This is a genomic window from Streptosporangium sp. NPDC050148 (genome assembly GCF_055586505.1).
Genome location: NZ_JBVJIA010000021.1, coordinates 116,038 through 139,200 on the forward strand (window position 1 = coordinate 116,038; position 23,163 = coordinate 139,200).

Genomic DNA, 23,163 nt, shown 5'->3' on the forward strand with positions numbered 1-23,163 from the left:
AGCCTAGACAGCGGTGGCCGGTACGTGCGGCCCACCGGCTCACCAGCTCAACGGCCGCAGCGGCCTGCGGCCGGGGTCGGGCAGCGGCTCGGCCCGCAGCTCGGGGACGGCGTCGCGCAGCACCCGGACCCCGAGCGGCACCAGCACCAGGCACAGCGCGCCCGCCGCGACGGCGTCGGGGAACGAGCTCTCCTTGAGCACGCCGGTCCACAAGGTCCCCGGCCACAGGAACAGCAGGAGACGCCCCGTGCCGAACGTGCCCGACCGGAAGGCCCCGACGGCCAGCACGAGCGTCCCGGCGTACAGGCCCAGGGCCGCCGCGGCGACGATCGCCCACGGCCCGTAGGAGATGTCCACGTAGGTGTCCATCACGGCCGCGGTCACCGGTTCGAGGCCCAGCCGGCCGGCGAGCCGGAAGGCGGTCTGGTCGACCCCCGCCCAGTACACGCGGGCGAGGAGACCGCCGACCATCAGCGTGCCGCCCACCATGGCGGATCGCGGGGACCTCGCGGCGACGATCCGGGCGAGCGTGACGACGGCGGGACAGAGCAGGATGACGCCCAGGAGGAAACACGCGTACCCGGCCGTGACCACCGCGGGACTCTCCGCGTACGCGGCCAGCTGCGCGGGCGCGGCGAACGGCCGCCTGCCGAACTCCTCCACCTGCGCGGGCGTGAAGCCCGCCGACTCCGGCGCCAGGTGGCGCAGGAGCAGCCCGGCGGACCACACCGGGGGCGCCAGGACGAGCGCCGCTCCCCCGACGAGCCGCCCCGGGAACCAGGCGTTGTGGTGGACGAGGGCGGGGGTTCTCCAGGTGCCGCCCGGGCGGGCGGCCGAGTCCGGTCGTGACATGACGCCCACCCTGGATCACCGGCGGACGCCCTCACATCGTCCGACGGATACGGCGGGCGTCTCTTTGGTAGGGGGCCCGGGTCTTTGCAGAAAGGCCGGGTCTCTGCAGGGGGCCGTGCGAGGTGCCCGGCCGCTTCCGCGGGGACGGGTCAGGGGATCCGTCCGACGGCTCCGAGGATGCCCGGCGCCCCCTCGTCGGCCTCCCCGGCCGGCCCGCCCTCCCGCGCCGGAGGACGCCAGGACTCGACCCGGGCGACCCCCGGCTCCAGCAGCTCCATGCCGTCGAACCAGGACGCGATGTGCGCGCGGCCGCGCCCCACCACGCCTCCGGTGTTGGTGCCGGAGTAGACGGCCGCGGCCTCCTTGACGTACTCGGGAGGATGGTCGCCGGGGAACATCTGGGTGATCGCCAGGTAGCTGCCGGAGGGCACCGCTCGGCGCACGTGGCCGACGAGGGCGTCGGCGTGCTCGTCGGACAGGAAATGCGTCAGGGCGATCAGCAACACCGCGACCGGCCGCGTCAGGTCGATGTGCGCCCTCAGTGCCGGATCGCCGAAGACGGCCGCCGGGTGCCGCGCGTCCCCCTCGACGACGACGGCGTTGTCCGCCTCCGTCAGCAGCGCCCGGGCGTGGACCAGAACGGCGGGATCGAAGTCGACGTAGACGGTGCGGCTGTCGGGGTCGATCCGCTGGACGATCTGGTGCACGTTCTCCTGGGTGGGCAGACCGGCTCCGATGTCGATGAACTGCCGTACGCCCTCCGCGGCCAAAGTGTGCACGACCCGGCCCAGAAAGGCGCGATTCTCCCGTGCGGCCTCCACCGCGCCGGGAGCCAGACGTATCATCTCCTCCGCCTTCGCGCGGTCGCTGGGAAAGTTCTCCGTGCCTCCGAGGTAGTAGTCGTAGATCCGGGCGACGCTGGGAACGTCCGGGTCGATGCCCGGCACCGCCGGGTCGAGGGAGGCGGCGGGCGCCTTTTCGTCGTCCACGAGATCTCACGTCCTCTGGGAAAAGGAGAAAGGCGCCCGGTGCGGAGCCTCGAACGATCCTTCCATGATCGTGAGATGCCGGCAGGCTGTCAACGGCGCCTTCGACGCCATTCCCCCACCCTGATTCCGGCCTTTCCGCGGCCTCCTTTTCGCTTTCCGCAGAGACGGTCCCACATCCGGTGGAGACGGTTTCACGATTTCCGGCGAGGGGAGAACGAGCGCGGTTGCGATTGTCATTCATCGTACCGACCCGACCCCTTTACAATGTAGATTCCCTCCTCGCCCGGCACCCGCCCCGGTCTCCCGTCCACCGAGGGGGGTACGGACGTCAGCCGACCTGGTCGTTGTCCTTCAGGCTGCCCCAGCCGTGCCAGCGGTCGATCTCGATCCAGGCGCTGACCCGCTCGCGGTCCCGGCGCGGGTAGGCGTCCCCGAGGTAGTGCCGGGCCAGCCGGTCGATGTCGGTCAGCCCCTCGTCGTCACGCGTCTCGGCGACGTGCCCGATGATGCTGACGTGCGTGTACCAGTCCCCCTCCGCGAGCACGGTCAGGGTGACCCGGGGGTCGTTGCGGATGTGGTCCAGCCGCTTGCGGGCCCCGTCCATGTTGACCAGGATCCGGCCGTCGTCCCAGAGGTACCAGGTGGCCGTGGACACGGGCTGGCCGTCGGAACGCAGCGTCGTGATGACGGCGGGGTTCGGCTTCTTGAGCATGGCGACTGCTTCCTCGGGAAGCGGCGGCTTCGACATGGTCTCTCCTGTTCTGCGCGGCGCCCTCGCCACCAGGCGGGCGCGGGCGTTCCATGAGACGTATCCCACCGTGTCACATCACCGCCGGTGACGACCGGCGACCCTCCGCACGGGGAACCGCCCCGGAGAGCGCGTCACGGACGACTGCGGACGACACGCGCCCGGAGGTTCCCGGCACGCGCCTCCTTTTCCGTGATGGAGTCGCCCCATGACGTCAAGAGCCGGGGTGCGGCGTTCCTACGGCGCTCTCTCGTTCGACGGTGACGGCACGCCGTGGGACTTCGACTCCGCGATGCGGCAGGCCCTGGAGGACGCGGCCCGCCTCCTCCGCGAGGCGGGCGCCTCCCGGCCCGGCGGGCCGGTGACCGCCGGCTGGCTCCGCGAGGTCCGCGACCACGTCGCCGGGCGGGAGGAGTTCCGGGGGCGGACCATGGAGAGCATCCGCCTCGCCTCCTTCCGGCGGGCCGTCGCCGAGTGCGGGATCTCCGACGCGGGGCTTGCCCGGGAGGTGCACGAGACGTACATGCAGGCGCGGTGGGAGCGGCTGCGGACCTACCAGGAGGTGCCCGGCGCGCTCGCCGCGCTGGGCGGCCGTCCTTGGGCCCTCCCGGGATGACGGTCGGCGATCTGGCCGAGCTGACGGCCCTCCTCCTGGGGTGAGCCCCTTCGGCACCCGGGGTCGCCGTCCGTGGTCGGCGAAGGGCGGACCGGCGGCGGTCCCGAGCGGTTCACCCGATCCCCGCCATCAGCGCCACCACGGAGAGGACCAGCGCGCCGAACCCGCCGGCCACCCCCGCCATCCGGGGGTACCGGCGGTCGGCCACCGTCCCCAGGTGGGCGCGCGCGGCGAGCATGAAGGCGACCCCGCCGGCCACGAACCACGGTCCCCACAGGTAGGTGTACCAGCGGAGGATCGGCAGCGCCGCCGGGGGGATCTCGACGAGGCCGGCCTGGACGAGCAGTCCCTGCACGATGAACTGCGCTCCGTGCCAGGCCAGCAGCACCCCCGCACCCCACGCCATCAGCTGCAGGAGGCGGTTCATCCCGGGCCCCCACGGGCGGCGGCGTGCCAGCGCCAGGCCCAGCATGCCGCCGACGACCTTGAGCACGCCGGTCACCCACAGCACCGCGAGCATGCCGGGGTCCTGCCGCCGCGCCAGTTCGACCAGCTGCGGCGAGACGGTGGACTCGACACCGGCCGTACCGCCCAGGGCCCAGTAGAAGCTCGGGACGGCGAACACGAAACCCCACACGGCGGCGGCGTAACCGGGCCATCGGGCGCGGTGCCTCGTGTCGTCAAGACGCGGATTCATACCGGCGATTGTGCCGAACCACAAAAGAGAGACGAACGTCCCCCCATGCGGGACATCACCCGGGAGTGGAGGCCCGGTGCGTCCCTGCCCCGGCCGGGTTCGCGGATCAGCCGGAAGCGGTACCGCGCAGGGCGAACAGGTCCGACGGGGAGATCGGCATCCGGTCGATCCTGATCCCTTCCGCGTCCTCGATCGCCGAGGCGATCACCGCGGAGACCGGGATGACCCCGGCCTCCCCCGCGCCCTTGATGCCCAGGGGGTTGAGCGGCGACGGGGTCTCCAGGTGCGCGGTCTCGACGACGGGCACCTCGGTGGCGTAGGGCATCAGGAAGTCCATGAAGGAGGCGTTCAGCAGCTGGCCGTGGCCGTCGTAGACCATCTTCTCGTACAGGGCGCCGCCGACCCCCTGGGCGACGCCGCCGTGGATCTGGCCCTCGACGATCATCGGGTTGATCAGGTTGCCGCAGTCGTGCACGACCGCGTAGCGCAGGATGCGGATCTCCGCGGTCAGCGGGTCGGTCTCCACGACGGCCGCGTGCATGCCGGAGGCGAACGTGGAGCGGATCGGCGAGTAGTAGTCGCGGCCCTCCAGCCCCGGCTCCTCCCCCTCGGCCACCGGCGGCCGGTCGAACGACGACGCGCCCGCGAACTGGGTGGCCCTGGCGGCCTCCTCGTCGAAGGCGTAGCGCAGCGGGTTCGACAGCACCGCCACGGTCGACAGCGGGATCGCCGCGCCCGGGGACCCGGCCACCCGCACCTCGCCGTCGACGATCTCCAGGTCGCGGGGGTCGGCCTCCAGCGCGTCGGCGGCGATCCGCAGCGCCTTCTCCCTGACCTTGCGGCAGGCCAGCGCGATCGCGTTGCCGCTCATCACCGCGGCCCGGGAGGCGAACGTGCCGACCGCGTACCCGAACCTGCGGGTGTCGCCGGTGACGACCGAGACGCGTTCCATCGGCACGCCCAGCTCGGTGGCGGCGATCTGCGCGAACACGGTCTCGTGGCCCTGGCCCTGGGAGGTCAGGCCGGTGGAGACGTGCACCCGGCCGTCGGAGGTGATCTGGACGTGGCCGCCCTCGTACGGGCCGACGCCGGTGCCCTCGACGTAGCAGCCGATGCCGATCCCGATGGTGCGGCCCTCGGCGGCGGCGCGGGCCTTGAGCTCGCCGAAGGCGTCCCAGCCGATCAGTTCCTTGAGCATCCGCAGCGACTCGGGGTAGTCGCCGCTGTCGTAGATGAGCGGGCGGCCGTCCTGGAAGATCAGGCCCTGGTCGTAGGGGAACTCGTCGGGCTGGATGAAGTTGGCGGCGCGCACCGCGGTGCGGTCGGCGCCCAGGTACTCGGCGATGTGGTCCATGGTCCGCTCCATGCAGAAGACCGCCTGCGGGCGGCCCGCCCCCCGGTACGGGGTGACCTGCACGGTGTTGGTGTAGACCGAGGAGAACTCGACCCGGTAGGCGCCGATCCGGTAGGGGCCCAGGAGCTGGGTGGCGGTGATGATCGGCACGATGATCCCGTACGGCGTGTAGGCGCCGTGGTCGTGCAGGATCTCCACGTCCAGGCCCAGGACGCGTCCTTGGTCGTCGAAGCCGACCCGGACGGTCTGCACCTGGGCGCGTTCGTGGGCCGAGGAGACGAAGTGCTCGCGCCGGTCCTCGGTCCACTTGACCTCGTGGCCGAGGGTGATCGCCGCCCACGGCACGAGGACCTCCTCGGGCCAGGGGTGCATGATCTTCACGCCGAAGCCGCCGCCCACGTCGGGGGCGACGACCTCGACCTTGGGCAGCGGCAGGCCGAGCTTGGCGGCGATGGCCATCCGGACGCTGGTGGAGGTCTGGGTGCTGGAGTGGACGCGCAGCGAGCGGTCGTCGGCGTCCCAGCGGGCGTGCACGCCGCGTCCCTCCAGCGGCATGGAGGCGCTGCGCTCGATGTCGAGCCGGAAGGAGAGCGTGTGCGGGGCGGCGTCGATCGCCTGGCGCGCGCCCAGGCCGTCCGCCGAGGGCACCTCCTGCACCAGGTGGGCGCCGACGTTGCCGGGCACGTCGGCGTGGACGAGCAGGTCGGAGCGGATCGCCTCCTCCACGCCGACCACCGGCGCGAGGACCTCGTAGTCGACCTCGATGAGCGCGCAGGCGTCCTCGGCGAGGTAGCGGTCGCGGGCGACGACCATCACGACGGGCTCGCCGACGTGCCTGACGATCTCCCGGGCCAGCGGGTACGCGGTGCGGCCGTGGGTCAGCGCCGGGTGCGGGATGAGCAGCGGGAGCGGCTGGGCGAGCGCGCCGGGCAGGTCCTCCCAGGTGTAGATCGCCACCAGCCCTTCGATCTCGACGGCGGCCGAGACGTCGATGTCGCGGATCCGGGCGTGCGCGTACGGGGAGCGGACGAAGGCCGCCTCCAGCGATCCCGCGCCCAGGTCGTCGACGTAGCGGCCCTGGCCGGTCAGCAGCCGGGGGTCCTCGCGCCGCCTGACCGGCTCGCCGAACAGTTTCGTGGTCACGACCGCCGCACCCGCCCCTCGTTCTCCCCGGTCCGCTCGATCCGCTCGATCCGCTCGGACGTCGAGGACTCCTCGGCCATGATCTCGGCGGCCCGGTGGACGGAGGCGACGATGTTCTGGTAGCCCGTGCACCGGCAGAGGTTGCCGGAGACGCCCTCCACCACCTCCTGCCGGGTGGGCGCCGGGTTCTCCCGCAGCAGCGCGGTCACCGTGCACAGGAACCCGGGGGTGCAGAACCCGCACTGCAGGCCGTGGCACTCGGCGAAGGCCCGCTGCACCGGCGAGAGCGTGCCGTCCGGCGCGGCGAGGCCCTCCACGGTGGTGATCTCATGGCCGTCCACGGTGACCGCGAACGTCAGGCAGGAGCGGACGGGCTCGCCGTCCAGCAGTACCGTGCAGCAGCCGCAGACGCCGTGCTCGCAGCCGACGTGGGTGCCGGTCAGGCCCAGGTCGTGGCGCAGGCAGTCCGACAGCAGCCGCCGGGCCGGGACCCTGGCCTGCCGGACGGTCCCGTTGACGGTCAGCGTGATCTCATGCATCCGCGGCCTCCCTGGCGGCGTCTCGCAGTGCCCGCTCGGCGAGGACCCCGGCGAGGTGGCGCCGGTAGTCGGCGGTCGCGTGGATGTCGGCCTCCGGGTCGATGCCGTCCCGTACGGCGCGGGCCGCCGAGGCCCAGTCCGCGGAGTCGGCGGGCTTCCCGCCGAGGGCCTCTGTGACGTCGAGCAGGACGGGGACCGGGCCCAGGCTCACGCCCGCGACCGTGGCCGAGGCGATCCGGCCCTCGTCGTCCACGACGACCAGGGCCGCGATGCCGGCCAGCGCGTAGTCGCCGTGCCTGCGGGCGAGCTCGTGGAACGCGGTGCCCGAGCGCGGGGGCGGTGCCGGGAAGAACGCGGAGACGGCCAGCTCGCCCGGCTGGATCGCCGACTCCAGGGGGCCGGTGAAGAAGGCGGCGGCGGGCACGTCCCGGACGGCGCCGGTCCGGGCCAGGCGTACCGACCCGCCCAGCAGCGTGAGCACGGCGGGCAGCTCGGCGGCGGGGTCGGCGTGGGCCAGGCTGCCGACCACGGTGCCCCGGTTGCGGATCACCGGGTGGGCCACCAGGCGCAGTGCCCGGCGCAGCAGGGGCTGGGCGGCGGCGACCGGGGCGGAGCGCTCCACCTGGGCGTGCCGGGCCAGGGCGCCGACCCGGACGCCGCCGGCCTCGACGTCGACGGCCGCCAGGGCGTCCAGCCGGTTGATGTCGACCAGGTGCGCCGGGGCGGCCAGCCGCATGTTCAGCAGCGGGATGAGGCTCTGTCCTCCGGCGAGCACCTTGCCCCCCTCTCCGGCGTCGGCGAGGGTCTGCAGCGCCTCGTCGAGGGAGCGGGGGGCGTGGTACTCGAAGGGGGCTGGTTTCACCCGGTGGCCTCTCGTCGCGGCTCGGACGCGCCCGGGCCGGCGGTGCCTCCGGCACCCGTGCCGCGGCCCGCGATGACCCGGAGCAGGTGGTAGCCGGCCACCACCACGATGGTGCCGAGGGCGATGCCCTCCAGCGTGAAGTTCGAGCCGATCATGTGCTTGACCGGGCCGATGGCGAGGATGATGCCCGCCCCGACCGGGACGAGGTTGACCGGGTCGGAGAAGTCGACCCGGTTCTCGATCCAGATCCTGGCGCCGAGCAGGCCGATCATGCCGTACAGGATGACGGTGATGCCGCCGAGCACGCCGCCGGGGGTGGCCGCGACCAGCGCGCCGAACTTGGGGCAGAGGCCGAACAGGATCGCGATGACCGCGGCGATGTAGTACGCGGCCGTGGAGTACACGCGGGTGGCGGCCATGACGCCGATGTTCTCGGCGTAGGTGGTGGTCGGCGAGCCGCCGAAGCCGCTGGCGACCGCGGTGGCGGCGCCGTCGGCGATGATCGCCCGGCCCATGTACGGGTCGACGTCGGTGCCGGTCATCTCGCCGACGGCCTTGACGTGGCCGACGTTCTCGGCGACCAGCGCGATCACGGCCGGCAGCACCAGCAGCACGGCGGAGAACCTGACGTCGGGGAAGTGCATGTTCGGCAGGCCGATCCAGTCGGCCGAGGCCACCGCGTCGAAGTTCACCCGCGGGTGGGTGTCGACCGCGCCGGTGCCCGCGTTGAAGGCGGTGATGTTCCCGAAGAGCCGGTCGGCCACCCAGGAGAGCAGGAAGCCGGCGATCAGGCCGAGCAGGATGCCGATCCGGCCGATGAAGCCCCTGAAGGCCACGATGAGGACGAACGTCACCACCATCGTGATCAGCGCGATCCACTGGTCCTGCGGCCAGTACACGTCGGCGACCACGTACGCCAGGCCGAAGCCGATCAGCATGACGACGGCGCCGGTGACGACCGGCGGGAAGACCCGGTTGATCACCTGTACGCCCAGGAAGTGCACGGCCAGGCCCACCAGCGCGAGGACCAGGCCGGCGACCAGGATGGCGCCGGTGACGATCGCGTCGGAGGCGGGGGTGTCACCGCCGAAGAGCCCCCGGATGGCGAGCACGCCGCCCACGAAGGAGGCGCTGGTGCCCAGGTAGCTGGGGACCTTCCCCTTCACGATGAGCAGGAACATGATCGTTCCGATGCCGGAGAACATGATGGCGACGTTGGGGTCGAGCCCCATCACCAGGGGGAAGACGAACGTGGCACCGAACATCGCGACGACGTGCTGCGCCCCGAAGCCCACCATCCGCGGCCACGACAGCCGCTCGGAGGGACCGACCACCTCTCCGGGGGCCGGCGTCCTGCCGTCGCCGTGCCTGGTCCAACGTGGAACAACCATCGAGCCTCACCTTTCACCGGGCCGTCGGTCGGCGACCGCCCCCGCGGGCATCCTCCGGCGATTCCCTCACAACCGTTGCGGGCACATTAGGACCGACGTCATACCCGTACACCGTCATGATCTGCCAAATCTGAGCGGCCGACCAGTGGACGGCTCGCGCACACCGGCCGCCGGGGCCGGTGAGGGACGGGTTCAGCCCCCCGCACCCACCACCCGGATCTCGAAGCCGTCGCCGCTCACCACCTGGCCGCCGCGGATCTTGCAGGTCTTGCGGAGCTCCACCTCACCGTCCACCAGCACGTTGCCGTCGGCGATGAAGTGCTTGGCCTGACCGCCGGTCTCGGTGACGCCGCAGTACTTCAGCAGGTCGCACAGCGGGATGTACTCGGTCTCCAGGGCGAAGGTCTCGTTCACGCCGAACAGCTTAGATCCCGTCAGATCCCGCGCATCCGCAGGACGTGCAACGCCAGGGTCAGGTTCAGCCGCAGGTGGGCGTCCTCGGTGAACCCGCCGAGCATGCGTTCCAGCTTGCCGATCCGGTAGCGCAGCGTGTTGTAGTGGAAGTGCAGCCTGCGCGCGGTCTCGGCCACGTTGAGGTTGGTCTCCAGCAGCACCTGCAGGGTGCGGCGCAGGTCGGAGTTCTCGGCGTCGTCGTCGGAGGCGAGCGGGCCCAGGGTCTCCCGGACGAAGGCGTGCAGCTCGGCGGTGTCGCTGACCAGGGAGAGCAGCCGGTAGACGCCGAGCTGGTCGAAGTGGGCGACCGCGCCGTGGCCGTGCAGCTGGCGGCCCACCCGCGCCGCCTTGAGCGCCTGCCCGTACGCCTCCGGCAGCGCCTCGGCCCCGACGGCGGTGCGGCTGGCGCCGGTGGAGAAGGTGGCGGGCAGGGACTCGGCGAAGGCGGCTGCGGCGTCCTTGGCCAGGCGTCCGGCGTCGACGCCCGCGTCCACGATGGTGACCACCTCGTGCGAGAAGCCCGCCACCGCGCCGCGCGCGTCGTGGCGGCGCATCGCCCCGGTCCAGCAGGTGACCAGGCGGTCCTGGGCGACGCGCTCGTCGCCCTCGGGGTCGAGCTCGGCCACCAGCACGGTGACCGGGCGCTGCAGGTCCCAGCCGAAGGCCCGCGCCCGGGAGGCCACCCGGTCGGAGCCGCCCGCCCTGCCGGTGAGCACGTCGCGCAGGAAGTCGGCGCGGTACTTGCTCTCGACGGCGTTGACCGCCTCCTGCCGGGTCACCACCAGGGCGGCGACCGTGGCGGCACGTTCCAGAATGCCGACGTCGCTCTCGGCGATGGACCCGACCGGGCCGCAGGCGACGATCCTGCCGTGGTGGTGCCCGCCCGCCACGACCGGTACGGAGGTGTGGCGTCCCTCGGGGACGGCGCGCAGCACTGCCACGTGCTCGGCGGGCCCGGCGGCGGCCAGCACGTGACCGGTCCCGTCCAGGACGGCCACGCCCACGTCCAGCAGCCCGGCCACCTCGGCGGTGACCTCGCGCAGCCCGCCCCCGGCGAGCACCACCTGGACCAGTGCCCGGTGCGCCTCCTCGGCCCTGGCCAGGGCGGCGGCCTGGCGGTTGAGGATGTCGGTGAGGACCTGGTTGAGGATGTCGTCGAAGCCGACGTCGTCGGGGAGCTGGATCAGCGGGAATCCCAGCCGGTCGGCCTGCTCGACCATCTCCTCGGGAAGCTCGTCGAGGTAGCGGCCGAGCTTGACGGCCAGCGCGGCCAGGCCCCGCTCGTCCAGGTCGGCCACCAGCCGGCCCAGCGACTGCGGGGTGTTGCGCAGCGGGTAGCCGGTGGTCAGCAGCAGCTCGTGCGGCTTGACCCAGGCCAGGACGTCGGGCACCTCCATCACGTTGAGCCGCTGCACGACGCGGTCCAGCCCCCGCTCCCCCGCGATCAGCCGTGCACCGGCCAGCGTCGACACTCCGAGGACCTCGCCGACGGCGACGCCGTGAATGATCGTTCCGGTACTCGCCGGCCGCACGGGAGGTTCCATGAGGTGATTGTGACTTATGGACCCGTCTGTCAGGAAGAGCCAACCTTTGGGCGGACTGTTGGCATCTTTCTCCGTACGGCCTCCCCTGCACCGGCCCTACGGTCGGCTTCAATGGACGGGGGAGATCCGTGACGGGGCGAACAGCCGCGAGCCCCTCCGTACCCATGCACGCCCATCCATACTCACGGGGCCGGCGAAGGAGCGCTCATGACCGTTGGAACGCGTCCCCGGGCGCAGCGCGTGCACGTCCGCACGCACGCGACCGGCGCGGCCAGCACGACGCTGCGCCGGATGCTGGAGGCGCCCCGCAGCCCGGCGCGGGTGCTGGCGGCCTTCCCCGCCGGCGTCTACCTCGAGGTACGGACGGAGCTGGAGCCGCAGGTCATCGCGGTGGTGACCGGGCAGGCCACCCGCCTGCCCAACGCCATGGTGATCACCGGGCCGATGCCGGGGGTCGCGGTGGGCGACGAGGCGTGCGTCGGCGACGGCTCGATCGATCTGGGACGGCTCAGCCTGAGGGCCCACCGCTGGTGGGATCCGGCCCCGCCGCTCGGCCCGGTGCCGGTGGAGCGGCTGGCCCGCTCGCTGCCCGCGCTCACCGGGCTGTGCGAGCGGTCGGCGCGGCGCCCCGGCCTGGAGGGCAACGGCGCGGCCGCTCTGCTGGCCCAGGGGTGCGCCGAGGGCTCGCTGCTGAAGAGCGTGACGGCCGCCGAGCAGCTGGTCGGCCTGGGACCCGGCCTCACCCCGAGCGGGGACGACGTGCTCGCCGGGCTGCTGGTCGCGCTGCGCCACCTGGGCGGGGCGGCGGGGGCGGGACGGGCCGTGTGGCTGGCCGACTGGCTGGCCGCGGCGGTCACCTTCGACGTGCGCGGCAGGACCACCCCCATCTCGGCGTCGCTGCTGCAGTGCGCCGCGCGGGGCGAGGCCAGCGGCGAGGTGCTCGCCGTACTGCGGGGACTGGCGGGACGGCAGTCCCTGGAGCCGGCCCTGCACCGGCTGCTCCGGCTGGGGCACACCTCCGGCGCGGACCTGGCGTGGGGGCTGCGCATCGGGCTCGCGGCGGTGATCGATCTGGAAGGCGGGGTCAGTTGAGCACCGATGTGGTCCGGATACGGACGGGCGTCTATCACGACTCGGTGAGCCTGATGCGGGTCAGCCGGGCGGCGGCGGACCTGCCGGGGGTGGAGGTGGCGGTGGTCGCCATGGCCACCGGGCTCAACCTGGGCATCGCCGCCGACCTGGGGTTCGCCCCGCCGCCGCCCGGCCCGTCGGGCCCGGCCGGTCCGGGTGACCTGCTGATCGCGCTGCGCGGCGAGGCGGACGCCCTGGAGGGCGCCGTCGCCGCGCTGGACGGGCTGCTGGACGGGCTCTCCGCGCCCGCCGCCGGTGGAGCCGCCGTGGAGCACCCGCCGCGCACCGTCCGCGCCGCGGCCCGCGGGCGCGCCGCCACCCTGGCGCTGGTCTCGGTGCCCGGCCCGCACGCGTTCGCCGAGGCGCTGGACGCGATCGAGGCGGGCCTGTCCGTGATGATCTTCAGTGACAACGTGCCGGTCGGCCAGGAGGTGCTGCTCAAGCGGCGGGCCGCCGAGCGCGGCGTGCTGGTCATGGGTCCCGACTGCGGCACCGCGGTGATCGGCGGCGCCGGTCTCGGCTTCGCGAACGTGCTGCGGCCCGGCCCGGTCGGGGTGGTGGCGGCCTCGGGGACGGGCGCCCAGCAGGTGACCTGCCTGCTCGACATCGCGGGCGTGGGCGTCTCGCACGTGCTGGGCGTGGGCGGACGCGACCTGTCGGCGGAGGTGGGGGCCCTGTCCACGCTGCGCGCCCTGGAGGCGCTGGACGCCGACCCCGCGACCGAGCTGATCGTGCTGATCTCCAAGCCTCCGGCTCCGGAGGTGGCGCGGGTCGTCGGCGAGGCCGTCGCCGGGCTCCGCACGCCCGTGGTGAACGCCCTGCTCGGTCCCGTGGAGGCGGGCCGGGCCGACCTGACCTCGGCGGCCGAGGCCGCGCTGCGCGCCCTCGGCGTCCCGGTCCCCGACTGGCCGTACTGGCCCGCGCCCTCCCCTTTCCGGCCCGTGGACCCGTCCTTCCCGTCCGAGGGTCCGTCCGGTGACGGCGCCCCGGAGATCGCGGGCCCGTCCGGCGGCCGCGCGGAAGGCGCGGGCGGGCCCGGTGACGGCGCCCCGGGGACCGCGGGCCCGTCCGGAGGCGGCGCGGAGGGCGCGGGCGGGCCGCGGGGGATCTACTCGGGCGGGACGCTCTGCGTGGAGGCCCGGCTGATCGCGGGGAGCGGGGAGTTCACCGACTTCGGCGACGACGCCTACACGGTCGGCCGCGCGCACCCGATGATCGACCCGGCGCTCCGGCTGGAGGCTCTGGCCGCGGTGCCGGCCGGTGGCGTGGCCCTGCTCGACGTGGTCCTCGGCCACGGCGCCGACCCCGACCCCTCGGCCCGGCTGGCGCCCGCGATCGCCGGGGCCGTCGCCCGGGGCGTCGCGGTGGTCGTCGCGCTGGTCGGCTCCGAGGGCGACCCGCAGGGGCTCAACGCCCAGGCCGAGGCGCTGAACGCGGCGGGCGCGGCGGTGTTCACCTCCAACGCCCGGGCCGCCCGGCACGCCGCGGAACTCGCGGGCGCCACCGGCACCACCGACGCCACCGCCGACGCCACCGACACAGACAGCACCGGCACCGCCGCCGTCACCCGTTCAGGAGGCCGCCCATGACGCTGCCCGTGCTCTCCGGCGAGCCGGAAGTGATCACGGTCGGGACCGACCTGCTCGGCGAGGCGCTCGACGCACAGGCCGTCCCCCGCACCCGGGTGGACTGGCGCCCGCCGATGCCCGGCACCGAGGCCGACCTGACCCGGGTGCTGGCCGACCCGCGCAGGGAGCGCGCCAACGCGACGGCCGTGGGCCGCCTGGTCTCGGCACGGCCGCAGCTCGTCGGCGTGCGGCCCGCCCGCGAGGTGCTCGACCTGCCCGAGGGCACGTTCCTGCACGCCGGGCCGCCGATCGAGTGGGAGCGCGCCTCGGGCCCGCTGCGCGGCGCGCTGATCGGGGCCATGCTGCTGGAGGGGCTGGCCGCCGACGCCGAGGAGGCCGGGGAACGGCTGGCCGCGGGCCGGGCCCGGCTGGACTCCTGCCACCACCACCGGGCCGTCGGCCCGATGGCGGGCGTGGTCACCCCGTCGATGTGGATGTTCGAGGTACGGGACGCCGAGCACGGAGGCACCGCCTACTGCTCGCTCAACGAGGGGCTGGGCAAGGTGCTGCGCTACGGCGCGTACGGCCCCGAGGTGCTGGAGCGGTTGCGCTGGATGGCCGAGGTGCTCGGCCCGGTGCTCCAGGCGACCCTGGAGCGCAGTGGCCCGCTGGACCTGCGGTCGCTGGCCGCGCAGGCCCTGCAGATGGGCGACGAGCTGCACAACCGCAACCGCGCCGCCACCTCGCTGCTGGTGCGCGAGCTGGCCCCCGAGGTGGTGGAGGCCGCCCCCGGCCGCGCCGCCGAGGTGCTGCGGTTCATCAACGGCAACGACCACTTCTTCCTCAACCCGGGCATGGCCGCGTGCAAGGTCGCCGCCGACGCCGCCAGGGACGTCCCCGGCTCCACGATGGTCGTCGCGATGGCCCGCAACGGCACCGACTTCGGGGTCCAGGTCTCCGGGCTGGGGGACCGCTGGTTCACCGGCCCCGCGGGCGTGCCGGACGGTCTCTACCTCGGCGCGTACGGGCCGGACGACGCCAACCCCGACATCGGCGACTCCACGATCACCGAGACGGCGGGCCTGGGCGGTTTCGCGATGGCCGCGGCCCCGGCGATCGTCAGGTTCGTCGGCGGCGACGTGTCGGACGCGACCGCGGCCACCCGGTCCATGTACGAGATCACCCTGGCCGAGCATCCGGCGTACCAGATCCCCGGGCTGGGCTTCCGGGGCACGCCGGTCGGCGTGGACGTCACGCTGGTCGCCAGGACCGGGCTGCTGCCCACCGTGAACACCGGTATCGCCGGGCGGGTGGCGGGGACCGGCCAGGTCGGCGCGGGGCTGGTCAGCCCGCCCGCCTCGGCCTTCACCGCCGCGCTGTCCGCGCTGGCCCGCGCCGCCGAACCCGGGGACGGGCAGGTCCGGGACCCCGCGGCCGAACCCGGGGACGGGCAGGGCTAGGAGCGCGGGGCCGAACCCGGGGACGGGCGGGTCCAGGGGTGCAGGGCCGAGCCCGGGGAAGGGCGGGTCCAGGAACTCCCCACAGCCAGGCGGGCCGGACGGATCGGGCAGGACGGGCTGATCGGGCGAGCCGGGTCAAGGGCGCGAAAGGCGCGGCTGACAAGGCGGGCGCCCGCCGATAACATGCGGCGACGTCGAGGCGGGCTCACGGTCGGTGATCCACAGGACACGGATAACCGACATACATCACTTCATGCCATTCGTCATGTCAAACTTCCATAACGGAATGACATCCCGCTATCGTGTCCACCCTCACGAAAAGGCTGGTTATGGGGAACGGGGTACTATGACCGATCGCTTGCTCGGGAGATCCCCCAACGGACCCGAGGGCGGCGGCTCCCCCGGAGCGGCGTCCGAGGGCCAGGGCAGGCTGGTGGGCAGGCGCTACCGCCTGGTGTCGCCGGTGGGCCGGGGCGGGATGGGCGTGGTGTGGCACGCGCACGACGTGCTGCTCGATCGGGACGTCGCGGTCAAGGAACTGATCCTCCCCTTCGGGCTGGACCACGCGGGCAAGCAGGGCGCGCACCGGCGGATGCTCCGCGAGGCCCGCTCGGCGGCGCGGCTCAGCCACCCCGGCATCGTCACCGTGCACGACGTCGTCGAGGAGGACGGCCGCCCCTGGATCGTGATGGAGCTGGTCCGCGCCTGGTCGCTGGAGCAGGCCGTACGGCAGAGCGGGCCGCTGCCGGTGATCCAGGCCGCCGAGATCGGCGTGCGGGTGCTCGACGCGCTCCGGCACGCCCACGCCGCCGGAATCATGCACCGCGACGTCAAGCCGGGCAACGTGCTGCTGACCTCCGACCGGGTGGTGCTCACCGACTTCGGCATCGCCGCGATCGAGGGCGACGTCGCCATCACCCAGACCGGCCTGATGATGGGCTCGCCCGCCTACGTCCCGCCGGAGCGCCTGTCGGGCCGGCCGATCACGCAGGCCTCCGACCTGTGGTCCTTCGGCGCCACGCTCTACGCGGCCGTCGAGGGCCGGCCCCCCTACGAGGGGCCGGACGCGATGGCGGTGCTCGGCGCGATCCTCACCCAGGAGCCCGGCCGCCCCCAGCGGGCCGGTGCCCTGATCACCGTCATCGAGGGCCTGCTGCGCAAGGACCCCGCCGAGCGGATGACCGCCGTGCAGGTCGCGGAGCTGCTGGAGCGGGTGCTGCGCAGCCACGGTTCCACCACCACGCTCACGCCCAGCCCGGTGCCCTCGTCGGCGCCCTCGTCGATGCCGCTCCCCGGCGACTCCATGCCGATGCACCTGATGCCCCCGCTGGACGTGCCGCCGGGGCCGATGCCGTCCAGGATCATCGAGACGCCCTCCGGCCCGATCCGGGTGCCCTACGAGCAGGGCGCCGTCTCCTTCGGGACGCCCTCCGCCGACCCGCCCGCCGTCCCGCGGGCGGGTGACACCGGGTTCGTCAGCCTGTCCGGCGGCCACCTGCGCGGCTACGACGCGCTGCGCGCCCCGGCGACCGTGCCGGACGAGGGCCCGTCCGCGCCGCGGGCGTTCCCGGACGACCCGTTCGCCACGTCGTCCCCGTTCCCGGTCGACCCGTTCACCGCGTCGCCCGTGTTCCCCGGCGACCTGCACGGCCGCCCGTCCACCACCTCACCGCGCGGTCCCGCGGACGAACCCGGGCCGGCCGCGCCCGCTCGCGAGGGGTCGCGGCGGTCCGCCCCCGGCGTGCCGGAGGGCGGCCGGGCGGCACGGTCCGCCCAGGACTCCCGGTCCACCTCACCGTTCCGCGGCGGCACCCGGGCCGGCGGACGGTCACCGGGGGGCGACGCCCGCTCCCCGGGCGGCCCCGACCTGCGCCTGCTCATGCTCGGCGTGGGCGGCGTGCTGGCCATCGTGGTCGCCGGGCTGCTCGTCTTCCTCACCGGGAACGACTCCGACGCCACCGGCACGGGGGCCGTCACGTCCGCCTCGGTCCCTGCCGCGCCCTCGCCCCTGCGGGCGGCCGCGGAGGTCCCCGGCGGGTTCGAGCGGCTGAGCGCGGGCGGCGTCTCCGGGGCGGTGCCCGAGGGCTGGACGGTCAGGACGGGCGGCGACGGAGCGGCCGTCTTCTCCGGGCCCAGGCGCGGCGGCCGGAGCATCACCGTCGTCGAGGTGCCGGTCGCCGACCCGGTGACCGCGCTCGGCCGGGCCAGCAGGAAGGACCTCGACGAGTACACCGAGGTCGGCGTGGCGGCGGTCGACTACCGCGGCTGGAAGGCCGCGGACTGGGAGTACACCTACGTCCGGCCCGACGGGGTCCCCATGCACGGGCTGACCCGCCACGTCGCCGTGGACGGCCGGACCGCCTACCAGATCACGTTCAGGACGCAGGACCTGGACTGGGAGAAGAGCGCGGGGTCCCTGGAGACGTTCTTCGCCACCTTCACCCCGGCCGGCTGACCGTCCGAAAAGCCCTCGTGACGTGGTCGCGGGTGATGACAGACTTCACTCGTGATCACAAATGACGCAGACACCGACATATCCCCCGGCGACAGGGCGCGGGTCGCCTCCGTGCAGCGGCGGACGCTCACGGTGCTGTCCGTCGGCCAGATCAGCGGCGGCATCGGCGTCGCCGTGGGGGCCACGTTCAGCTCGGTGACCGTGGAGAGGCTCTCCGGCTCCACGGCGCTGAGCGGGCTGGCCGGCACCGCGACCGTGCTGGGCGCCGCGCTGCTGGCGCTGCCCACCGCCAGGTCGTCCGGGCGCGGGGGACGGCGGGCCGGGCTCACCCTGGCCTACGGGTGCGCCCTGGCCGGCTGCCTGGTCTCGCTGCTCGCGGTGACCGTGCACTCCTGGCTCCTGCTGCTGGCCGGGCTGGTGCTGTTCGGCGCGGCCAGCGCGGCCAACCTGTCCTCCCGCTACTCCGCGACCGACCTGTCCCCGCCGGGACACTCGGCCCGGCACCTGTCGCTGGTGGTCTGGGCCACCACCATCGGGGCGGTCACCGGCCCGAACTTCGCCGAACCGGTCGAGCGGTTCGGCGTCGAACTCGGCCTGGCCCCGGGCAGCGGCCCGTTCGCCCTGGCGCTGGTGAGCTTCGCGATCGCCCTCGGGGTCGTCCTCGCCGGGATGCGCCCCGACCCGCTGCTCCTGGCGCGCTCGCTGGCCCGGCCGGCGCCCCCTCGGGCGGACGACTCCACCGGGACGACCGCGGCCACCGGGGTCACCGGCCCCGCCGAGGTCACCGCGGTCACCGGGGCCACCGCGGCCACCGGGTCCACCGGTGAGGCCGCCGCCGCGCCGGCGTCGTCCGGCCCCGCCGGCACCGGCACCTCCCCGGCGGAGCCCTCCGCCCGCACCGGGGGCACGTTCCGTACCGGATGGCGGGTGCTGCGCCGGACGCCCGCGGCCGTGCGCGCGCTGGCCGCGATCGCGGTCGGCCACACCGCCATGGTCTCGGTCATGTCCATGACCCCGGTCCACCTCGACCACGGCGGCGCGACGTACACGGTCATCGGCGTCGTGATCAGCCTGCACATCGCCGGGATGTACATGTTCTCCCCGGTGGTCGGCTGGCTGACCGACCGGGCCGGGCGGGTGGTGGTACTGGTGGTCGGCATGGGCCTGCTGCTGGCCTCCGTCGTCCTGGCCGGAGGGGCCGGGGCGCACGACGTCGGCCCGGTGACCGCGGGGCTGTTCCTGCTCGGCCTGGGCTGGTCCTGCACGCTGATCGCCGGCTCGGCGATGCTCAGCGAGTCGGTGACGCTGGAGCACCGCACGGCCGTGCAGGGCCTGTCCGACCTGCTGATGAACGTCTGCGGCGCGACCGGGACCGTCCTGGCCGGGCTGATCGTCGGCGGCCTGTCCTTCGGGGTGCTCGGCGCGGCCGTCGGGGTCATGGTGACGGTCACCGGCCTGTGGCTGGTCCTGCCCCTGCTGCGGACGGCGTCCCGCCCGGCCGGTCGCGTCCCGTAGGAAGGTCCGCGGGGAGGGCACCGGGCACGCGACGGTTCCCGGACGTCCGGCGGGCCACACGGGAGAGGATCCGCCGGAACGTGACGGGCACGCCTCACGAGCACGCCTCACGGCACGGCTCACAGGCACGCCTCACAGGCACGCCTCACAGGCACGGCTCGCGGGCACGGCTCACTTGGCGTCGGCGTAGCAGCGCACCGCGACCGCCTGCATGGGGAAGCGCACCGGGGTCGCGCCGAACAGCAGCCGGGCCGCCTCCTCGGCGGCCCGGCCCACCGCCGCGATCACCTCGTCGGCCTGCTCGGCCGGGCAGTGCACCATGACCTCGTCGTGCTGGAAGAACACCAGCCGGGCCGGATCGGGCAGCAGACCGCGCAGCACCGCCATCAGCACCAGTGCCCACTCGGCCGCGGTCGCCTGGACGACGAAGTTGCGGGTGAAGCGGCCCCGGTCGCGGGCCGCCCGGCCCCCCTCGGGACCGGAGACCAGCTCCCGCCAGCCCGCCGAGGGCGGCGGCGAGGTGCGGCCCAGCCAGGAGCGGACCACCTTGCCCTCCTCCCCCGCGCGGGCCGCGTCCTCCACGAACCGGTAGGCCAGCGGGAAGCGCCTGCGCATCACGGCCAGCAGCTTGGACGCGTCCCCGCTGGTGCCGCCGTACATCGCCGAGAGCATGGCGATCTTGGCGTTGTCCCGCTCGCCGCCGAACACCTGCGCCAGCGCCTGGTAGAGGTCGGTCTGCCCGGCCGCCCTGGCCAGGCCGCCGTCCCCGGCCATCGCGGCCAGCACCCGGGGCTCCAGCTGTGCCGCGTCGGCGACCACCAGCGCCCAGCCGTCGTCGGCCACGATCACCTTGCGCATCAGCCTGTGGATCTGCAGGGCGCCGCCGCCGTTGGTGGCCCACCGGCCCGTCACCACGCCGCCGACCACGTACTCGGGGCGGAAGCGCCCGTCGCGGACCCACTGGTCGGCCCAGGCCCAGCCGTGGAAGCTGTAGAACCTGGCCATCTCCTTGTAGGCCAGCAGGGGCCCGACCCCGGGGTGGTCGGCCTGCCTGATGTCCCGGGCCCGGGTGGAGGCGACGGGCACGCCCGCCGCCTTGAACGCCCGCAGGATCTGCTGCGGGGAGTCGGGGTTGAACGCCGTGCCGAACGCGGCCGCCACCTCGTCGGCCAGGGCCTGCAGCCTGGCCGGTCGCATGCCGTGCACCGGGCGCGGGCCGAGCAGCCCGGTCAGCAGCTCGTCGTGCGCGTCCCGGCGCCAGGGGATGCCGTCGCGGGCCATCTCCGCGGCGATGAGCGCCCCGGCCGACTCGGCGGCGACCAGCAGCCGGAACCGGTGCGGGTCGGCGGTCCGCTCGACGCGGCGCAGCTGGTCGGCGTGGACCTCGGCGACCAGGTCCGCGTCCGGCTCCGGCGCCTCCTCCTCGAACAGGGTCGCCTGCCGCGCCTGGGGCCCGTGCGGGTCGTCCGGTACCGGCAGGCCGTGCAGCCGCGCGTACGCGGCCCTGGCCGACCGGGGCTCGCCGAAACGCTCCTCGTGGGCCAGGAGCAGGCCCTCGGTCAGCGCCAGGTCGTGGCAGCGCGCCGGCCGCACGCCCGCGGCGAGCAGCGCCGGGTAGACCTCCCGGGTGTCGGCCCAGACCCAGCGCGGGCGCCGCCCCTCCAGCCGGCGCACCTCCGCGGCCAGGTCGGTCACGGCCCTGGCGGGCTCGCCGTCGGCGCGGAGCACGCCCCCGCCCCCTGCGGCGGGTGCGACCGACACGTTCATGCCCCAACAGTGCCACGCCGCCCCGACATTCTCGTTCAGACGAGCGGTATGGCGATCTCGTCCTCGAGCGGGGGTTCGACCTCCTGCGGCAGGCAGCCGGTCGCGGCGAAGCAGCGGATCCTCAGGGTCTCCGGCGTCACCGAGACGTGCAGGAAGCTCTTGAAGAACGGCGGGGTGTCCCAGTCCGACAGCTCCGACAGGTAGCGGTGGAAGGTCCTGCCCACCGGCAGCCGCAACGGCATCGGCCAGCCGCCGAGGATCCGGGCGGCCCACCGCATCCGGCGGGTGATCGGCACCGGCGGGATGTCGCGCACCGGGGTGTTGCCGATCCGCCGGGACATCAGCGCCGCGCTCTCGGCGGGGGTGAGGTAGAGCCAGCGCATGCGCAGCCGGTCGCTGTAGAGCCTGCTGTAGAACGACAGGGAGTCGCCGCGCAGCGGGTAGCACCGGTAGTCGTCCTCGTGCAGGCCCGCGACGGTGACGCGGGGGATGGTGTGGGTGGCGTGCATGAACGCCCCCGACCCGCCCGCCACGATGTACTGGACGGTCCGCTCCCCCACCCTGATCGGGAAGCGCTGGTAGTTGTGCACGTCGCCGCCGATCGCCGCGACGTAGTTGTGCGCGGGGTCGGTGACGATGTCGTCGACGGTGCCGCCGCCGGCCAGCCTCGACGGCTTGTACTCGTTGCGGGTGTAGATGGGCTTGCCGGTGATGAGCACCTTGGGCCTGGGGTCGCGGGAGACCTCGCGCAGCCAGGCGGTCTGCTCGGCGTCGATGTCGCCGCGGATGCCGGTGTCCACGCCGACGAGCACCAGGCTCGGGGTCTCGATCGCCCAGTACGGCGCGGGCTGGACGGCCCGCTGGCCGGGCCCGGAGCGCCGCTCGCGCGCCCTGGCCAGCCGGGCCTCGTCGATCGGCTCCGGCCTGCTCCACAGCAGGCCGCGCAGCCCCGAGGGCGCGGGGTTGAACCCCTTGGGCGCGGGGGTGTCGCAGAAGACCCGCATGAAGCCGCCGAGCCCGTCGTACCAGTCGTGGTTGCCGGGGACGGCGTAGATCGGGGCGGGGTAGTCCTGGTACGGGCGGAAGAACTTGTCCTCGTACTCGTTGCCGGATCCGGTGGGGTAGACCACGTCGCTGGCGACGACCGCGAAGGCGGTCCCCTCGCCGATCCTCAGCATGCCCGGCACCACCGCGTACTGCGAGGAGTCGCCCTCCCCGGTGTCGCCGAGGAGCAGGAAGGAGAACTCCGGGCCGACGTCCACCGGGATGCGGAAGGAGGGGTCGACGCCCCGCTCGCGCTGCGCGGCCGTCCACTGGGCGCGGACCTGCCCGGACGGGTCGCCGAACAGGGCCGCCAGCACCTCGTTCCTCGACCGCCAGATCGTGCGCAGGTCGAGCCAGGAGAAGGGCTCCCTGCCGGGCAGCAGGTCCCTGAAGGTGCCGATCCGGGTACAGGACCAGCCCGCACCCTCCTCCGACACCCGGGAGGAGACCTCACGCCCGCGTTCCGCCGCCTGCCCGACATCGACCATGACCATATCTTGGCAATGATCATAGGAAGTCGCATCCGATCCGGGCGAAGGCGGCCGATCCGGGGGTGCCCGGACACCCTCTCTGGAATATGGTTCTACCGTGTACGCCTACTGGGAGACCGTTCCGACCAGGTGGAAGGACAACGACGTCTACGGCCACGTCAACAACGCCGTCCACTACTCGATGATGGACACCGTGATCAACTCGTGGCTGATCAGGGTGGCCGGGCTGGACGTCCACGACGGTGACGTCATCGGCCTGTGCGTCGAGTCGCACTGCGTCTACCGCTCCTCGGTGTCCTTCCCCGAGCCCGTCAGGGTCGGGCTGCGCGTCGGGCACCTGGGCCGCTCCAGCGTCCGGTACGAGCTGGGGCTCTTCCGTGAGGACGGCGGGACGGTCGTGGCGGAGGGCCACTTCGTCCACGTGTTCGTCGACCGGGAGAGCCGGCGCCCCGCGGAGATCCCCGGGCCGCTCCGGAAGGCCATGGAGGAGCTCGCGGTCACCGGGTGACCTCCCCGGGTCCCTGGCGCCGGATCTCCGCGCGGG

The 23,163-nt window shown here is 73.9% G+C and carries 19 protein-coding genes; 7 read left to right on the forward strand and 12 right to left on the reverse strand.

Features of this window, described 5'->3' with window-relative positions:
• Positions 1–39 precede the first annotated feature (39 nt).
• The 3 genes from ACZ6RT_RS23855 to ACZ6RT_RS23865 all read right to left on the reverse strand — a co-directional run bounded on the left by ACZ6RT_RS23855 (position 40) and on the right by ACZ6RT_RS23865 (position 2,589).
• Positions 40–852 (reverse strand): hypothetical protein, encoded by an 813-nt coding sequence (locus ACZ6RT_RS23855; RefSeq protein ID WP_470156173.1) that lies wholly within the window; start codon positions 850–852, stop codon positions 40–42.
• Positions 853–1,001: 149 nt separating this feature from the next.
• The gene (locus tag ACZ6RT_RS23860) at positions 1,002–1,841 is read right to left on the reverse strand and encodes an SAM-dependent methyltransferase (protein WP_470156175.1); all 840 of its coding nucleotides are present in this window, start codon (positions 1,839–1,841) and stop codon (positions 1,002–1,004) included.
• Positions 1,842–2,169: 328 nt separating this feature from the next.
• A complete protein-coding gene (locus ACZ6RT_RS23865; protein WP_399195413.1) occupies positions 2,170–2,589 on the reverse strand; it encodes a PPOX class F420-dependent oxidoreductase in 420 nt (139 codons plus the stop codon).
• 208 nt (positions 2,590–2,797) lie between these two features.
• On the opposite strand from ACZ6RT_RS23865, the gene ACZ6RT_RS23870 reads away from it, so the two are divergent.
• Positions 2,798–3,205, forward strand: coding sequence for an HAD family hydrolase (locus ACZ6RT_RS23870; RefSeq protein ID WP_470156177.1), 408 nt, complete (start codon positions 2,798–2,800; stop codon positions 3,203–3,205).
• Between the two features lie 112 nt (positions 3,206–3,317).
• Here the strand turns inward: ACZ6RT_RS23870 and ACZ6RT_RS23875 are convergent, their stop codons facing one another.
• From ACZ6RT_RS23875 to ACZ6RT_RS23905, 7 genes are all read right to left on the reverse strand, one after another.
• On the reverse strand, positions 3,318–3,902 hold the full coding sequence (locus tag ACZ6RT_RS23875) for a DUF3995 domain-containing protein (RefSeq protein ID WP_470156179.1): 585 nt from the start codon (positions 3,900–3,902) through the stop codon (positions 3,318–3,320).
• A 106-nt stretch (positions 3,903–4,008) separates the two neighbouring features.
• Positions 4,009–6,399 carry an aerobic carbon-monoxide dehydrogenase large subunit gene (gene cutA, locus ACZ6RT_RS23880; RefSeq protein WP_399195405.1) on the reverse strand — a complete coding sequence of 797 codons (2,391 nt, stop codon included), beginning with the start codon at positions 6,397–6,399 and terminating at the stop codon, positions 4,009–4,011.
• Positions 6,396–6,938: a (2Fe-2S)-binding protein gene (locus ACZ6RT_RS23885; RefSeq protein WP_399195403.1), complete on the reverse strand. Its 543-nt coding sequence runs from the start codon at positions 6,936–6,938 to the stop codon at positions 6,396–6,398. Before ACZ6RT_RS23885 ends, cutA begins: the two co-directional genes overlap by 4 nt.
• The gene (locus ACZ6RT_RS23890) at positions 6,931–7,800 is read right to left on the reverse strand and encodes an FAD binding domain-containing protein (RefSeq protein ID WP_470156182.1); all 870 of its coding nucleotides are present in this window, start codon (positions 7,798–7,800) and stop codon (positions 6,931–6,933) included. Before ACZ6RT_RS23890 ends, ACZ6RT_RS23885 begins: the two co-directional genes overlap by 8 nt.
• Positions 7,797–9,191: a uracil-xanthine permease family protein gene (locus ACZ6RT_RS23895; protein WP_470156184.1), complete on the reverse strand. Its 1,395-nt coding sequence runs from the start codon at positions 9,189–9,191 to the stop codon at positions 7,797–7,799. Before ACZ6RT_RS23895 ends, ACZ6RT_RS23890 begins: the two co-directional genes overlap by 4 nt.
• Before the next feature lie 192 nt (positions 9,192–9,383).
• Complete coding sequence (locus ACZ6RT_RS23900) at positions 9,384–9,605, reverse strand: RNA-binding S4 domain-containing protein (RefSeq protein ID WP_362801138.1); 222 nt, start codon at positions 9,603–9,605, stop codon at positions 9,384–9,386.
• Between the two features lie 20 nt (positions 9,606–9,625).
• Positions 9,626–11,188 (reverse strand): PucR family transcriptional regulator, encoded by a 1,563-nt coding sequence (locus ACZ6RT_RS23905; protein WP_470156186.1) that lies wholly within the window; start codon positions 11,186–11,188, stop codon positions 9,626–9,628.
• Positions 11,189–11,395: 207 nt separating this feature from the next.
• On the opposite strand from ACZ6RT_RS23905, the gene ACZ6RT_RS23910 reads away from it, so the two are divergent.
• The 5 genes from ACZ6RT_RS23910 (at position 11,396) to ACZ6RT_RS23930 (ending at position 19,317) form a co-directional block, all read left to right on the forward strand.
• Entirely contained in the window at positions 11,396–12,280 is an 885-nt protein-coding gene (locus ACZ6RT_RS23910) for a DUF2877 domain-containing protein (RefSeq protein ID WP_399195394.1), read from the forward strand.
• On the forward strand, positions 12,277–13,908 hold the full coding sequence (locus ACZ6RT_RS23915; RefSeq protein WP_470156188.1) for an FdrA family protein: 1,632 nt from the start codon (positions 12,277–12,279) through the stop codon (positions 13,906–13,908). Before ACZ6RT_RS23910 ends, ACZ6RT_RS23915 begins: the two co-directional genes overlap by 4 nt.
• On the forward strand, positions 13,905–15,347 hold the full coding sequence (locus ACZ6RT_RS23920) for a YlbE family protein (protein WP_470156190.1): 1,443 nt from the start codon (positions 13,905–13,907) through the stop codon (positions 15,345–15,347). Before ACZ6RT_RS23915 ends, ACZ6RT_RS23920 begins: the two co-directional genes overlap by 4 nt.
• A gap of 358 nt (positions 15,348–15,705) precedes the next feature.
• Positions 15,706–17,802, forward strand: a complete 2,097-nt coding sequence (locus tag ACZ6RT_RS23925; RefSeq protein ID WP_470156192.1) for a serine/threonine-protein kinase — start codon at positions 15,706–15,708, stop codon at positions 17,800–17,802.
• Between the two features lie 51 nt (positions 17,803–17,853).
• Complete coding sequence (locus ACZ6RT_RS23930; RefSeq protein WP_470156194.1) at positions 17,854–19,317, forward strand: MFS transporter; 1,464 nt, start codon at positions 17,854–17,856, stop codon at positions 19,315–19,317.
• A 171-nt stretch (positions 19,318–19,488) separates the two neighbouring features.
• Here ACZ6RT_RS23930 and ACZ6RT_RS23935 read toward each other — a convergent pair whose 3' ends face one another.
• On the reverse strand, positions 19,489–21,084 hold the full coding sequence (locus ACZ6RT_RS23935) for a bifunctional 3'-5' exonuclease/DNA polymerase (RefSeq protein WP_470156196.1): 1,596 nt from the start codon (positions 21,082–21,084) through the stop codon (positions 19,489–19,491).
• Between the two features lie 35 nt (positions 21,085–21,119).
• The gene (locus tag ACZ6RT_RS23940; RefSeq protein WP_470156198.1) at positions 21,120–22,616 is read right to left on the reverse strand and encodes a metallophosphoesterase family protein; all 1,497 of its coding nucleotides are present in this window, start codon (positions 22,614–22,616) and stop codon (positions 21,120–21,122) included.
• Positions 22,617–22,716: 100 nt separating this feature from the next.
• On the opposite strand from ACZ6RT_RS23940, the gene ACZ6RT_RS23945 reads away from it, so the two are divergent.
• Entirely contained in the window at positions 22,717–23,127 is a 411-nt protein-coding gene (locus ACZ6RT_RS23945) for an acyl-CoA thioesterase (RefSeq protein WP_399195379.1), read from the forward strand.
• Positions 23,128–23,163 lie beyond the last annotated feature (36 nt).